The organism is Photobacterium chitinilyticum (assembly GCF_004104355.1).
In the GTDB taxonomy this organism is placed as follows: Bacteria; Pseudomonadota; Gammaproteobacteria; order Enterobacterales; family Vibrionaceae; genus Photobacterium; species Photobacterium chitinilyticum.
Map to the genome: position 1 here is coordinate 23,563 of NZ_RJLM01000022.1, position 12,684 is coordinate 36,246.

Genomic DNA, 12,684 nt, shown 5'->3' on the forward strand with positions numbered 1-12,684 from the left:
GTTGCCAAGGGTGGAAATCCCTTGCTATTGTGATGCCAAGTAGCAGGGCAATCCTGTTTCAACCTCATCAGAATTAGTTGATTATTGATAATTACAGGGAAGCCAATATGCAAAAAGACCAGCTGAATAACGTCCATATTCAAGATGAATCTGTCCTTATCACACCGAAAGAACTACGAAGCAAGCTGTCTGTCAGCGATGAAGGCCTGAACTTTGTTCGCCAATCTCGCAAGACAATTGCCGATATCATCCACAAGCGTGACCATCGCTTGCTGGTTGTGTGCGGGCCGTGCTCGATCCACGATATTGAAGCCGCAAAAAGCTACGCGGTGAAGCTAAAGAAACTGTCAGAAGAGCTAAGTGATCAGCTTTATATTGTGATGAGGGTGTATTTTGAAAAGCCGCGTACCACCGTGGGATGGAAAGGCCTGATTAATGATCCGCATCTTGACGGTTCATTTGAAGTAGAAGAAGGGCTGCATATTGCTCGTCAGCTATTGATTGATCTAGTTGAAATGGGGATCCCGCTGGCAACCGAAGCCTTGGATCCTATTAGTCCTCAGTACCTGGGAGACTTGTTCAGCTGGGCAGCGATTGGTGCGCGTACAACTGAATCTCAAACTCACCGTGAAATGGCCAGTGGCCTGTCGATGCCTGTTGGGTTTAAAAACGGGACAGACGGAAGTTTAGGCACGGCTATTAACGCAATGCAAGCTGCTGCATCTGGTCACCGTTTTATGGGGATTAACCGTGAGGGGCAGGTTGCACTGCTCAATACTCAGGGTAATCCTGATGGTCACGTGATCCTGCGTGGTGGCAAGCAGACCAACTATGATTCCGTTTCTGTCACTGAATGTGAAAGCGAGATGACAGCATCAGGTCTTTCACCGTCCTTGATGATAGACTGTAGCCACGCCAACTCCAGGAAAGACTACCGTCGTCAGCCGCTGGTGGCCGAAGATGTGATCCATCAAATCCGCGAAGGCAACCAGTCGATTATAGGCTTGATGCTGGAAAGCCATCTGAACGAAGGCAACCAAAGCACTGATCTGCCGCGTGAAGAAATGGCTTACGGTGTATCAATTACTGATGCCTGTATCAGCTGGGAAGCGACTGAAACATTGCTTCGTCATTCACATAGCGAGTTGACCCCATTTCTGGCTGAGCGAAACTAACCTACAGTGCCGATGATATTTAGGGTAAGGTGTTTATTCATCAGCATATTTTGACTAACTGGTACAGGGCTGCTGTACCGGTTACCTGTCTTTGAAAAGCTGATGAGAATACTGAGGCGGAATAAGAGCAGAATTAATACGGATCGCACAATCATGGTTGCTGAACTAAGTAAATTACGAGATCAAATCGATGATGTTGATCAGCAGATGGTCGAGCTGCTTGCTCGTCGTCTGGCATTGGTTGAAGAGGTCGGGCATGTTAAGAGTCAACATGGTTTACCGATTTATGCCCCGGATCGTGAAGCTGCCATGCTGGCTTCACGTCGTCAGGAAGCGGAAAGCAAAGGCGTTCCGCCAGATCTTATTGAAGATATTCTTCGCCGCACTATGCGGGAGTCTTATACCAGTGAAAATGACTCGGGCTTTAAATGCCTGAAGCCGGAGTTACGCCCGATTGTGGTTGTGGGCGGTTATGGTCAGCTAGGGGGGCTTTTTTGTCGCCTGTTTGAATTGTCCGGTTATCAAGTACGCAAACTTGGCAGCCAGGATTGGGATCGTGCGGATGAGTTTCTGTCTGATGCCGGTATGGTGGTTGTCTCTGTTCCGATCAACTTGACCGAAGCGGTGATCGCCAAGCTGGGACATTTGCCGGAAGACTGTATCTTAGCCGATTTGACCTCGGTTAAGAGCGGTCCGCTCCAGGCAATGCTGGAAGCCCACAATGGGCCGGTCGTCGGTCTTCACCCAATGTTCGGGCCTGATATTACCAGCCTGGCAAAACAGGTGATTGCTTACTGTGATGGCCGTAACCCAGAAAGTTACCAGTGGCTGTTGGAGCAACTGCAGATTTGGGGAGCCAGCCTGAACCGGATCAGCGCAATCGAGCATGATCAGGGGATGACATTAATACAGGCATTGCGTCATTTTACGTCTTTTGTATACGGTCTTCATCTGGCAGAAGAGGATCCGAAGCTAGAGCAGTTGCTGTCATTGAGCTCGCCGATCTACCGTCTGGAACTGGCAATGGTTGGGCGCCTGTTTGCTCAGGATGCCCAGTTATACGCAGATATTATTATGTCTTCGCCGCAGAACCTGGCAATGATCAAGCGTTTCCATCAGCGATTTGGTGAAGCAATCGAAATGCTGGATAACCAAGACAAACAAACCTTTAAGCAGGCTTTTGGCCAAGTCGAACATTGGTTTGGAGACTATGCACAGCATTTTTTAATCGAGAGCCAGGGATTGCTTAGACAGGCGAACGATTCAACACATAGGAAGTAAAAGGTTTCTCTTCAAAGGTGAAGTGGAGGATTACACTTCGCCTTATCAGGCTGGAACCTCTATAGGTAAGCCGTTTTTGTATTTCACGCTCTGTGATGTTTCGTGCAGCATTAGGGGTATTGGTATCAATAGGTAACTAACTATAAGACGCTAGAGTCGACATTAGAAACTCGTATATTTTTATGTTGATTTTATCAACAGTGTTCTATACGAGTTTTATTGTCGAAATTTGGGCTAGAACTCCAATGTCATAACCCTTTTTATAATGTTGATAGCCTACTTTGAATAACCGCTAGGCGCGGTTTTATTCAGGACGCGCAATACCCCTAATCAATACGAACCATCATATGGGTCTACTGGAACAACATTCTCGCTTGGGTAGCACCCTAGTACCTTAATAAAGCGTGTTAACCGGGTGAGCTCGTCGAGTGCTTCCTGCATCACGTCTGATTTCAGGTTTACTTCAACATCGACATAGAACATCTCTTCCCAAGGGTTACCGATCACTGGGCGTGATTCCAGCTTGGTCATATTGATGTTGAGAGTACGCAGAACTAGCAGGCATTCTACCAGTGAACCCGCTTTTTGAGCTGTGGACATGATCAGTGTCGTTTTGGCTGGGATTAGCGAGGTGACCTCCACAGGTTTGCGGGCAACGACGATAAAACGAGTAAAGTTTTCCTGTTGGTTGGCAATATCCGTTTTCAGAGGCGCCAAGCCATATAGCTCGCCGCTTGAAGCATTGCCGATAGCGGCAACATTAGGCTTTTTCAGTTCGGCGACCATCTTCATAGCCTCGGCCGTGCTTGAGCAGTACTCCTGGCTAATATTTCCCATCGAGTGTAAGTATTCGCTACATTGCTGATGTGGCTGCGGGTGTGAATAGAGGGTGTCTATCTGAGCAACGGTCGTATCGACCGCAGTTAACAGACAATGCTCGATCGGCTGGGTGATCTCGCCGACAATCGACAGGCTGGTGTGTTGCAGCAGATCATAAACCTCATTGATAGAGCCAGAGCTGGTGTTTTCAATCGGCAGAACACCATAATCGGCATTCCCTGTTTCAACCACGCTTAATACGTCACGAAAGGTTGAACAACTGATCTCGACCAGTTTGGTTTGTTTTCTGCTGAAGTAGTTGCGGCTGGCAAGGTTTGAATATGAGCCTTTGGCACCGAGAAATGATACACGAGCGACAGGCTGCAGGCTTTCAGGGTTGGTCAATTTTTGTAGATACGCTTGCTGAAACAAGACTGAGTCTTCGATAATCGTGTGGAAGATCTGGGTAATATACTGGGCATCGAGTTGCTTGCTTTTACCTGTATCGATCAGTCGTAACAATAGTTCTTGTTCCCGGCCTTGATCGCGTACAGGCTTGGCTGTCTGGATTTTGCTTTTAGCAACTTCGAGGCTTAACTGGCGGCGTTCTGCCAGCAGTTTGATAATTTCGTTGTCTATGCGGCTGACATTCTTTCTGATGTCGTCCAGCGAATACTGTTGCTCTGTCATTATGAGTCCCTGTCTGTCTGCAACTGATACAAAAAAGCCTCCTTGGAGAAGGAGGCTGTCTGTTCGTCTTTAGCTTATTTCTTGCATAACGAATAGCCCCCATTAAGGTGACATAAAAAAGAAGCTAAAGAAAAACAGGTTAAGTAATCGCATTGCTAATAACAGTGTATGTTGTGATGAGGATGATTCAACATTATTCAGGTGGTAAGGGCTTGTCAAGCAGAATGTAAACAGCCCTGCATAGGCAGGGCTGCTTGGGGTTGTTTACCTTCTGATGCTAGAAGGTAAACAACGCTGTAATCCTCTTAATAATTATGCTTCAGCTTCTTCTTCTGTTTCTTCAACCCCGGGCTTGCTGCTATGGCTAGCGCGACGCGCTGTTGGCTTATGAGCTTGTTTCTTCAGTTGGCGTTCCAGCTTTTGGTATACTTCAGTAATGGCACCGTACATATCATCATGCTCTGCTGAGGCGACTAGTTGACCTCCTGGAATGGCAGCAGATGCTTCAATCTTGAATTGTTTGCCTGGCTCTGTACTGATGGCCGCATTTTTACTGATTAGTGGAACTTGGTACTTCTCTAACTTCTTGAATTTAAACTCAATGCGTTCGCGGATAGCAGGGGTGATATCAAGGTTTTTGCCGGTGATGTTTACTGTCATAATTATCTTTCCTCTTTTGCTACCCTTCGTTGGGTTAACTTCAGATTACTAAAATTACGGCCTGGTAATGTGATGTGGATCACGTTTGGCTTCATGCGGTAATATCCAGAAAAGTTCTGTGATCCGCCTTGGCTTGTTGCAAAAAAGTTTGACGAAAGTACTTGTCGAGAGTGAATTAATTAGGGCAGTATGGGGATATAAGAAACGCTGGTGGCTGGTGCTAACTAGGGCTTTAATTCGAGCTATAACAATGGTTTGGGTGATAATTACTCACTTTGATTTAATGTTGGTTAAGTGAGAGGGCTGACCCTGGTACCGAAAGCAGATGCGAATTAAATCGAACATAATAAAACAGCAGCCCAAGGGCTGCTGTTTTTGTTCGAGCTATTGTTTTTGCTTATTGTGGGTTGAGGGCAATAAGCTTTTGGGTATGCTCAAGCGGCTCTTGCAAGCCCAGTTTATCGTAAGCCACAAGCATTAATTCTAGTGACTGGCGGGCTGCTTGAGTGTCTGGGTAATGGCGCTGAATAAGCTGCGCACGGTTAATCGCGGCAACCCATGCTTCGCGGCGAATATAAAAATCGGCCGTTGCTAGCTCATAGTCCGCCAATCGGTTTTTTAGGTAAGTCATTCGCGCTTTTGCATCACCGGCATAATGGCTATTAGGATAGCGTTCAAGTAACCGCTTGAAGTCTCTAAATGCCTTACGTGATGGTTCCGGATCCCGATCGTGGCGATCGATGCTAAATAAATCATGCATAAAGCTGCGATCCTGTGCCATGTTAGTCAGACCGCGCATATATAATACCCAGTCTGCTTTTTCATGAGCAGGATTCAGGCGGTTAAAGCGATCAATCGTTGCTTCACCAAGCGCTAAATCATCATTTTTATAATAGGCATAGATCAAATCAAGCTGTACTTGCTCTGAGTAGGCACCAAACGGATAGCGTGAGTCCAGTGCTTCCAGTTGCTCGATGGCTGTTATCCAGCTCCCACTCTGTAGTGCTTGTTGAGCGGTAGTATACAGCTCTGATGGTGGTACATCTGGCACTACTTCTTCAGTGCTTGAACAGCCTGAAAGAATGGCAACGGCAAGAAAAGTCGTAATTGTCAGGCGTTTCATTGCGGTGTCTGTTTCCTTGATAAAAAATTTTATTTCTGTGGATCCATTACGGACAGAGCCGTTAACAGATACAATGACACTATTATGTTATTTTACGCAGCGTTTGACGTTTAGTCCCACGCTTTTTGAAAAAGTTCGCTATGGCACAGCAAATTGAGTTAACAAATACAGTAAATGAGAGCCAGCTAGGTCTTAGACTTGATCAGGTTCTTGCTGAATTATATCCAGATTATTCGCGTTCGCGGATAAAAGAATGGATTTTGAATGGCATGGTTTCAGTTAACGGCACCGTTGTTAACAAGCCCCGTGCAAAAATGATGGGTGGTGAAGAGCTCTTTGTCCAGGCAGAAGTCGAAGATGAAGTTCGCTGGGAAGCCCAAGATATCCCGCTTGATATTGTCTATGAAGATGAACATATCCTGGTGATCAACAAGCCGCGTGATTTTGTTGTCCATCCAGGGGCTGGGACTCCCGACGGAACCGTATTGAATGCACTGTTGCATCGTTGTCCTGAGTTGGCAGAAGTACCTCGTGCAGGTATTGTTCATCGTCTGGATAAAGATACGACTGGCCTTATGGTCGTCGCGAAAACGATTCAGGCTCAGACACGTTTGGTTCGTGCGTTGCAAAAGCGCAAAATCACCCGTGAATATGAAGCGATTGCGATGGGTAAAATGACCGGAGGCGGAACGGTAGAGAAGCCGATTGGCCGTCATTCGACCAAGCGTATTTGTATGGCGGTTCATGAATTGGGCAAGCCGGCCATTACACACTATCGTGTCGCAGAACATTTTCGTGAACACACACGCATTGTGCTTCGTCTTGAAACAGGACGAACTCACCAGATCCGCGTTCATATGTCCTACTTGGCTCACCCATTGGTGGGTGATGCGATATATGGTGGTCGTCCGCGTCCGCCTCGCCATGCATCAGATGAGCTGATCCAGGCATTACGTGCTTTTGACCGTCAGGCCTTGCATGCGCGAATGCTGCGACTTGATCATCCTATCACGGGTGAGTTGATGGAATGGCATGCGCCGCTTCCGATTGATATGGTTGCAATGATTAACATTCTGCGTAAAGACAAAGAAGAAAATCCCGAGGACGATTACTAAAATGTTCATTGTCCCTGACTGGCCAGCACCTGCCAATATCAAGGCAGTCTCGACTACCCGTTTGGGAGGGGTAAGTCAACAGGCTTATCTGGGGCTGAACTTAGGCTTGCATGTCGGAGACAACAAAGAACATGTTCAGCGTAATCGTGCGCAGTTACAGCAGGAACTGAGATTAGTGGAGCCGCCAGCGTGGCTTAACCAAATTCACAGTACCAGGGTTCTTGAGCTGAATGCACCGCTAACGGCCGTTCCCGATGCTGACGGTAGCTATACCCAGATTTCGGGTATAGCTTGTACCGTGATGACTGCAGACTGTTTGCCTGTATTGCTTTGTGATACCGGAGGCAACCAGGTTGCGGCAGTGCATGCAGGTTGGCGCGGTACCGTAGATGGTATCATCGAGGCCGCACTGGATAAGTTCACCGTACCAGCTGATCAGATCCTTGCGTGGCTTGGACCAGCTATTGGGTCTGGTGCTTTTGAAGTGGGAAGCGAAGTACGGGAACAGTTTCTTGCGAGTCAGCCACAGGCTGAGCAGGCATTTAAGTCACATGGTGATAAATGGCTTGCCGATCTGTACCTGTTGGCACGCCAACGGCTGCAGCGCTTTGGTGTTACTAAGATCTATGGTGGTGAATACTGTACATTCAGCAACCCGGACCGTTTTTATTCGTACCGAAGAGATGGGGTGACAGGCAGACAGGCATCCCTGATTTGGATTGAAACCGAATAACTCAAGGTAACGAATAGCTAAAGATAGATTGCAAAGCCCTCGTAGCGATACGGGGGTTTTTGGTATCGGAAGAAAGGTCGATTGACAGTGTTTGCAGTAGTACAATGCCGTTATAGCTGGCGGTACGTAGCATCGCATTTTGGATGATAATTACGTTACCTGCTGGAGTGGCGTTCAGTTAAAGCCGATGTTTGAGCCATAAAAGTTCTACCAAGAGAGCTTTGCCTGCAACACGACTATTCGTGAGCGCCCGTGTGCTGTGGGAAATAATCTAATTAATCATTGGTTGAAAAGTGTTTTGTGTACCACCATATCTATCGAGAGGAAGGATGATATGTGGAGGACTTATGCGTCTTGACCGATTTACCAGCAAGTTCCAAATGGCGATATCTGATGCTCAGTCGCTGGCTTTAGGGCGAGACCATCAGTATATCGAACCGACCCACCTTATGGTGGCGTTACTTAATCAGGATGGCAGTACAATTCGTCCGCTGCTGACGATGCTGAATGTCGATATTTCCCAATTACGCTCCAGCCTATCTGAGTTATTGGATCATTTGCCAAAAGTTAGTGGTATTGGTGGTGATGTCCAGTTGTCCCATGGTATGGGCATGATTCTGAATATGTGCGATAAGCTGGCCCAAAAGCGTAAAGACAAATTCATTTCTTCAGAACTTTTTATTCTGGCTGCGGTTGATGACAAGGGGCCGTTGGGTCAGTTGTTGAAACAAAAAGGGCTGACAGCAGAGAAGATTGAAAAAGCGATTGAGCAGGTACGCGGTGGTCAGAAGGTCGATGATCCTAATGCCGAAGAAAATCGTCAGGCCCTGGAAAAATTCACCATCGATCTGACTGAACGGGCTGAGCAGGGCAAGCTTGATCCCGTGATTGGCCGTGATGATGAAATTCGACGGACTATCCAGGTACTTCAGCGCCGCACCAAAAATAATCCGGTAATTATTGGTGAACCTGGAGTCGGTAAAACCGCTATTGTTGAAGGGTTGGCGCAGCGCATTATTAACGGAGAAGTACCGGAGGGCCTTCGTCATAAACGTGTTCTATCTCTAGATATGGGGGCGTTGATAGCTGGTGCAAAGTATCGCGGTGAGTTTGAAGAGCGTCTTAAGTCGGTACTGAATGAACTGTCGCAAGAAGAAGGTAACATCATTTTATTTATTGATGAACTTCATACCATGGTTGGGGCAGGTAAAGGTGAAGGCTCGATGGATGCCGGCAATATGCTTAAACCTGCCTTGGCCCGCGGCGAGCTGCATTGTGTTGGAGCAACGACTCTGGATGAGTATCGTCAGTACATTGAAAAAGATGCAGCGTTAGAGCGCCGTTTTCAGAAAGTGCTGGTGGAAGAGCCCACTGTCGAGGATACCGTTGCTATTTTGCGTGGCCTAAAAGAACGTTATGAACTTCATCATCATGTCGAAATTACTGATCCTGCAATTGTAGCAGCAGCCAAGTTATCCCATCGCTATATTTCAGACAGGCAACTGCCCGATAAGGCGATCGACTTAATTGATGAGGCGGCGTCCAGTATTCGCATGCAGATTGATTCTAAGCCTGAATCATTGGATCGCCTCGAACGTCGTATTATCCAGCTCAAAATTGAGCAACAGGCGTTGGTCAAAGAGAGTGATGATGCAAGCCAGAAGCGTCTAAAGGATCTGTGTGAAGAGCTAGACAGCAAAGAGCGCGAGTACGCTGAACTAGAAGAAGTGTGGAATGCGGAGAAGGCGGCGTTATCTGGTACTCAGTATATCAAAACCGAACTTGAGCAGGCGCGTAATGATATGGAGGTTGCCCGCCGAGCCGGTGATCTTAACCGAATGTCAGAACTTCAGTACGGTAAAATTCCTGAATTAGAAAAGCAGTTGGATCTCGCTGCCCAGGCTGAAATGCAGGAGATGAGCTTGTTGAAGAACAAGGTTACCGATGCGGAAATTGCCGAGGTGTTATCGCGTCAGACTGGCATCCCGGTTGCCAAGATGCTCGAAGGTGAGCGTGACAAGCTACTTAGAATGGAACTGGCATTACACAAGCGAGTCATTGGTCAGGACGAGGCAGTAGAAGCCGTAGCTAATGCTATTCGCCGAAGTCGTGCCGGGCTTTCTGATCCGAATCGTCCGATCGGTTCTTTCTTATTCCTAGGCCCTACCGGGGTTGGTAAAACCGAATTGTGTAAATCACTGGCTCACTTTATGTTTGACAGTGAAGATGCCATGGTGCGGATTGATATGTCCGAGTTTATGGAGAAACATTCTGTGGCTCGCTTGGTGGGAGCGCCTCCAGGCTATGTTGGCTATGAAGAGGGCGGTTATCTGACGGAAGCCATTCGTCGCCGACCGTATTCTGTGATTTTGCTTGACGAGGTAGAGAAGGCTCATCCCGATGTGTTCAATATTCTGCTTCAGGTGCTTGATGATGGTCGTTTAACTGATGGTCAGGGTAGAACTGTTGATTTTCGAAATAGCGTTATCATCATGACATCCAACTTGGGCTCAGACCGTATTCAGGAGCATTTTGGTGAGCTTGACTATGAAGGGATTAAAACAACGGTAATGGAAGTGGTCGGTCATCACTTTCGTCCTGAGTTCATTAACCGTGTTGACGAAACGGTTGTATTCCATCCTCTGGGTGAAGAGCATATTAAGAGTATCGCAAGTATTCAGATCACTCGGTTGATCAAGCGGCTGGAAGAGAAAGACTATCAACTTGTGCTGCAAGAAAGTGCGTTGGAAATGATCGCTCAGGCTGGTTTTGATCCGGTGTATGGGGCAAGGCCTTTGAAGCGTGCAATTCAGCATTATATCGAGAATCCACTGGCCCAAGATATTTTGTCCGGCAAGTTTGTAACGGGAAAAGAGATCAGTATCTTAGCTGAAAATGAGCAGATTGTTGCTAAGCAATAATTTTGCTGGCTTGATTGACGCCGAACTTTACTGAGATCTAAAGCTCTCGCTTTATGCTAAAGCGAGGGCTTTTTCGTTGCAGGCCATTTCAGCGACGCATACTTTATTCGTCTTTTGGTGAAATATTATGTGCGAGGCATTTTACATGAAACCTTTCATGCCGGGCTCAAAGAGGGGGGGAGTCATCTCGCAATAATACTAACTAGCCCTTTTGTAAAATGATGAAACCCCAGACACTTTCCCCATTCTTATATCGCAGACAAAATTGCAAGTTCTGAAGGAATGGTTAATGAGTCAGATTGGTAAGTGGCTATGCTGCTTAATCACTGTTTTGGGGATGTTGCCGGCAACAGGCTGGACTGCGAACTGTGATTTAGCGTCGAGTGCGCATGTAACGTTAGTTTATGTGGAAGACTATGCGAAAGGTTCGAGTGCAGGGCAAATTATTAAACAAAAAGTTGATTATTTAAGGGGAATCATGGCTGGTGGTGCCTTTGAAGAAAGGTCGCCAATCAATGCAAGCCTTTCTTATTATTCAGATCCTGACAGTGAGGAAAAGTTAGTGATTACACTGAGTGCTGAGTATTCAGGAACCTATGAAGCCATCACCCAGTTGATGAACAGTAAAGGGCATATCTCTATTGATATTTCACAATGCCACTCGTAATGTTTAATTATTAAGGATAAGTACGCTCAATGAGTTTGGTGCGGTAAGCGTTCCCCTCATGCTACGACGAGCACTGTTACTTCTGATATAGAGCCTTCTCCGAACAACGATCTTATTCATGCATCGTTAGACTGGGTTGGCTCGGCTTTACGTTCTTTTACCTTGCTTTACCCAAGGTTCATATTCGATTCATTTTCATTGCGCTAATCTACTTCTTCTTTCTAAACATCTATCAATGCTTTTTTCATCACAATGTTGCCATTGTCTATTTATTGGTGGGAATGAACTGTGGCGTTTGTAAATAGTAAGGAGAACCTATGAAAAGCCTAATGGATCAATTGCTAAGTCAAGCCAGTAAATATGTTGATAGCTCTTCTAAGTCTTCATCTGGAAAGGCTGACCTGTTAAAAGGCGCAGCCGCTGGTGGGTTAATGGGGGCGGTACTAGGTAATAAGAAGAGCCGTAAGCTAGCGACTAAGTACGGTAAAAAGGCTGCGATGGTTGGAGGGACGGCAGTCGTCGGAACATTCGCCTATCAAGCGTATAAAAAATGGAAGCAGGATGAGGGGCGTGAATTGAAGTCAACCTTAAACGTGGATGAAAGCCGTTCGTTAGAGCCGTTATCATATAATCATGCCTCGCGAGTTGAGCCTTTGTTACTGATAAAAGCCATGGTATTTGCAGCAAAAGCGGATGGGCATATTGATAGTAATGAAAAACAAGCTATTGCGGAGTGGCTGCAACAGCAGAACATTGGTCAAGATGTCGAAGTGTTAATTCACCGCTGGATTAATGAACCACTTGATCCACAGGTGATTGCCTCGGAAGTAAAGAATCTTGAACAGGCGTCTGAAGTGTATTTAGTCTCACTACTGGCTATTGATGTTGATCATTTTCTTGAAAAAGCCTACCTAGACCAACTGGCGAGTGCACTTTCGTTACCACAGGATTTGATTTTACGTATACAAGAACAAGCGAATCTATAATCCGGCAAGTAAGGTTGGCTTGTTTTTTGTGCGTCCTTGCTGTAATCGCCTGAGAACTGTTCGGTTGGGCGGTTTTTGGGGATTTATTTCAAAAAGCCCCTTGCCAATGTGATCGAACTCTCTATAATGCGACCTCACTGACACGGAGCGCGACGCTAAGCCAGCAACGATTTGTCAGTTTGTTCTTTAACAATTTGACCATGCAATCTGTGTGGGCACTCGTGAAAGAGTTAAGTCGAAAGATTTATCAATGAGCTGAGTGACCAATACAAAATAGCGCAAGTTATTTTGGCACAGTCAATTCGAATATCATGACTAGCTTCTAGTTATCGATGTTCAATCAGTATTCATTGAGCCGTTCCTTACGGAACAACAAAACTTTAATTGAAGAGTTTGATCATGGCTCAGATTGAACGCTGGCGGCAGGCCTAACACATGCAAGTCGAGCGGCAGCGACAGTAACAATCCTTCGGGTGCGTTATTGGGCGGCGAGCGGCGGACGGGTGAGTAATGC

10 protein-coding genes, 1 rRNA gene and 1 other annotated feature are annotated in these 12,684 nt (G+C 46.5%); of the genes, 8 read left to right on the top strand and 3 right to left on the bottom strand.

Annotated features, from left to right (window positions below):
• The first annotated feature begins 107 nt into the window (after window positions 1-107).
• Together EDI28_RS24505 and tyrA are read left to right on the top strand one after the other, a co-directional pair.
• Entirely contained in the window at window positions 108-1,175 is a 1,068-nt protein-coding gene (locus tag EDI28_RS24505) for a 3-deoxy-7-phosphoheptulonate synthase (protein WP_128786488.1), read from the top strand.
• Between the two features lie 153 nt (window positions 1,176-1,328).
• Entirely contained in the window at window positions 1,329-2,456 is a 1,128-nt protein-coding gene (gene tyrA / locus EDI28_RS24510) for a bifunctional chorismate mutase/prephenate dehydrogenase (protein ID WP_128786489.1), read from the top strand.
• A gap of 330 nt (window positions 2,457-2,786) precedes the next feature.
• Here tyrA and pheA read toward each other — a convergent pair whose 3' ends face one another.
• From pheA to bamD, 3 genes are all read right to left on the bottom strand, one after another.
• On the bottom strand, window positions 2,787-3,965 hold the full coding sequence (gene pheA, locus EDI28_RS24515) for a prephenate dehydratase (protein ID WP_128786490.1): 1,179 nt from the start codon (window positions 3,963-3,965) through the stop codon (window positions 2,787-2,789).
• Between the two features lie 28 nt (window positions 3,966-3,993).
• Window positions 3,994-4,116, bottom strand: a sequence feature (Phe leader region).
• 161 nt (window positions 4,117-4,277) lie between these two features.
• Entirely contained in the window at window positions 4,278-4,625 is a 348-nt protein-coding gene (gene hpf / locus EDI28_RS24520; protein ID WP_075763059.1) for a ribosome hibernation-promoting factor, HPF/YfiA family, read from the bottom strand.
• 397 nt (window positions 4,626-5,022) lie between these two features.
• Entirely contained in the window at window positions 5,023-5,748 is a 726-nt protein-coding gene (bamD, locus tag EDI28_RS24525; RefSeq protein WP_128786491.1) for an outer membrane protein assembly factor BamD, read from the bottom strand.
• Window positions 5,749-5,888: 140 nt separating this feature from the next.
• On the opposite strand from bamD, the gene rluD reads away from it, so the two are divergent.
• The 6 genes from rluD to EDI28_RS24555 all read left to right on the top strand — a co-directional run.
• Window positions 5,889-6,863 carry a 23S rRNA pseudouridine(1911/1915/1917) synthase RluD gene (gene rluD, locus EDI28_RS24530; protein ID WP_128786492.1) on the top strand — a complete coding sequence of 325 codons (975 nt, stop codon included), beginning with the start codon at window positions 5,889-5,891 and terminating at the stop codon, window positions 6,861-6,863.
• 1 nt (window position 6,864) lies between these two features.
• Complete coding sequence (gene pgeF / locus EDI28_RS24535) at window positions 6,865-7,596, top strand: peptidoglycan editing factor PgeF (RefSeq protein ID WP_128786493.1); 732 nt, start codon at window positions 6,865-6,867, stop codon at window positions 7,594-7,596.
• Between the two features lie 347 nt (window positions 7,597-7,943).
• Entirely contained in the window at window positions 7,944-10,517 is a 2,574-nt protein-coding gene (gene clpB, locus EDI28_RS24540; protein ID WP_128786494.1) for an ATP-dependent chaperone ClpB, read from the top strand.
• A 289-nt stretch (window positions 10,518-10,806) separates the two neighbouring features.
• Complete coding sequence (locus EDI28_RS24545; protein ID WP_128786495.1) at window positions 10,807-11,184, top strand: hypothetical protein; 378 nt, start codon at window positions 10,807-10,809, stop codon at window positions 11,182-11,184.
• A 317-nt stretch (window positions 11,185-11,501) separates the two neighbouring features.
• The gene (locus EDI28_RS24550) at window positions 11,502-12,170 is read left to right on the top strand and encodes a tellurite resistance TerB family protein (RefSeq protein ID WP_128786496.1); all 669 of its coding nucleotides are present in this window, start codon (window positions 11,502-11,504) and stop codon (window positions 12,168-12,170) included.
• 381 nt (window positions 12,171-12,551) lie between these two features.
• Window positions 12,552-12,684 (top strand): 16S ribosomal RNA (locus EDI28_RS24555); the annotation flags it as partial.

What these genes read in the sequence shown, in the direction of transcription:
- hpf (WP_075763059.1), bottom strand. Translation starts at nt 4,625, where the DNA reads ATGACAGTAAACATCACCGGCAAAAACCTTGATATCACCCCTGCTATC.
- rluD (WP_128786492.1), top strand. Translation starts at nt 5,889, where the DNA reads ATGGCACAGCAAATTGAGTTAACAAATACAGTAAATGAGAGCCAGCTA.
- EDI28_RS24505 (WP_128786488.1), top strand. Translation starts at nt 108, where the DNA reads ATGCAAAAAGACCAGCTGAATAACGTCCATATTCAAGATGAATCTGTC.
- bamD (WP_128786491.1), bottom strand. Translation starts at nt 5,748, where the DNA reads ATGAAACGCCTGACAATTACGACTTTTCTTGCCGTTGCCATTCTTTCA.
- tyrA (WP_128786489.1), top strand. Translation starts at nt 1,329, where the DNA reads ATGGTTGCTGAACTAAGTAAATTACGAGATCAAATCGATGATGTTGAT.
- EDI28_RS24545 (WP_128786495.1), top strand. Translation starts at nt 10,807, where the DNA reads ATGAGTCAGATTGGTAAGTGGCTATGCTGCTTAATCACTGTTTTGGGG.
- clpB (WP_128786494.1), top strand. Translation starts at nt 7,944, where the DNA reads ATGCGTCTTGACCGATTTACCAGCAAGTTCCAAATGGCGATATCTGAT.
- pheA (WP_128786490.1), bottom strand. Translation starts at nt 3,965, where the DNA reads ATGACAGAGCAACAGTATTCGCTGGACGACATCAGAAAGAATGTCAGC.
- EDI28_RS24550 (WP_128786496.1), top strand. Translation starts at nt 11,502, where the DNA reads ATGAAAAGCCTAATGGATCAATTGCTAAGTCAAGCCAGTAAATATGTT.
- pgeF (WP_128786493.1), top strand. Translation starts at nt 6,865, where the DNA reads ATGTTCATTGTCCCTGACTGGCCAGCACCTGCCAATATCAAGGCAGTC.